The organism is Micromonospora sp. DT229, assembly GCF_049844505.1.
Classification (GTDB): Bacteria; Actinomycetota; Actinomycetes; order Mycobacteriales; family Micromonosporaceae; genus Micromonospora.
Genome location: NZ_JBNCLD010000024.1, coordinates 85,183 through 86,327, shown reverse-complemented (window position 1 = coordinate 86,327; position 1,145 = coordinate 85,183). Strand labels below are relative to the sequence as shown.

General features: G+C 66.6%; 1 protein-coding gene and 1 pseudogene. Both read right to left on the bottom strand.

Annotated features, from left to right (window positions below):
- Positions 1 to 30 precede the first annotated feature (30 nt).
- Entirely contained in the window at positions 31 to 957 is a 927-nt protein-coding gene (locus ACLQ2T_RS26690; RefSeq protein WP_425769105.1) for an IS3 family transposase, read from the bottom strand.
- Positions 954 to 1,145, bottom strand: a pseudogene (locus ACLQ2T_RS26685) (IS3-like element ISMyma3 family transposase); the annotation flags it as partial. The gene ACLQ2T_RS26690 and the pseudogene ACLQ2T_RS26685, both read right to left, overlap by 4 nt.

Below are 1,145 nucleotides of genomic sequence, written 5' to 3'. Positions count from 1 at the left end.
TGAGTTCCCCCCGCTTTGATGGAGCGGTGGTTACCTGCTGCCGACTGGTGCAGGGGTGGCGATAGTTGGTTCGGCTGGCTCTGTTTGGCGGGTGTGCCAGGCGGTCTCGTACTCGTTCGGGCTGAGGTAGCCCAGTTCCTTCTGGATGCGGCGGGTGTTGTACCAGCCGTCTATGTAGGCGAAGATCGCGTTTTCGGCTTCGTCGCGGGTCCGCCATGAGGTGCGGTAGACGAGTTCGATCTTCAGGGTGGACCAGAAGTTCTCCATGAGGGCGTTGTCGTAGGAGTCACCGACGGAGCCCATCGAGGGCAGGATCCCGTTGTCCTGTAAGCGTTCGGTGAAGCGGAACGACGTGTAGTTCGACCCGCGGTCCGAGTGGTGGATCAACTGGCCGTCGCGGACGTCGCGGGACCAGATGCCGTATTCGAGGGCGGCGAGGATCAGGTCGGTGTCGCAGCGGTCGGAGGTCTTCCAGCCGACAATCCGGCGGGAGAACGCGTCACGGACCGCGGCGAGCCAGAACACGCCCTGCCCGCAGGGGATGCGGGTGGCGTCGGCGACCCAGAGCCGGTTCGGCCTGTCGGCGGTGAACTGTCGGTTGACCAGGTCCGGCGCCGGCGTGTGCCGGGGGTCCTGCTTCGTGGAGCCGCCGCGCCAGCCTCGACGCAGGAACGCGCCCTGCCAGCCCTGCTGCGTCATCAACCGCTCGACGCGCTTGCGGCCCACGCGGATGCCGTCACGGCGTAGCTGCCGGTGGACCCGGTCCGCGCCGTAGGTGCGCCCCGAGGTCTCCCAGATCTCGTAGATGTTGGAGATCAGCCCCAGGTCGACCACGTCCCGGTCACAGGGCTGTTCGGCCTGCTTCACCCACGCGTAGTAGGTCGAGGCGCCGATGTTGAGGACCCGTAGCAGGAGCGCGACCGCGAACTGGTCACGGTGTTCACCGATGAACCTCATGACCGTCGCCGGGTCGGGTCGAGCTCCGCCGCGAAATACGCGCTCGCAGCCCTCAGAATCTCGTTCGCCCGCCGCAACTCAGCGACTTCCTTACGGAGTCGCCGGTTCTCCTCCACCATCTCGCCGGTCGGCCGGTCGGTGCGCTCACCGGCGTCGGCCTCGGCTTGACGGATCCAGTTCCGCAACAC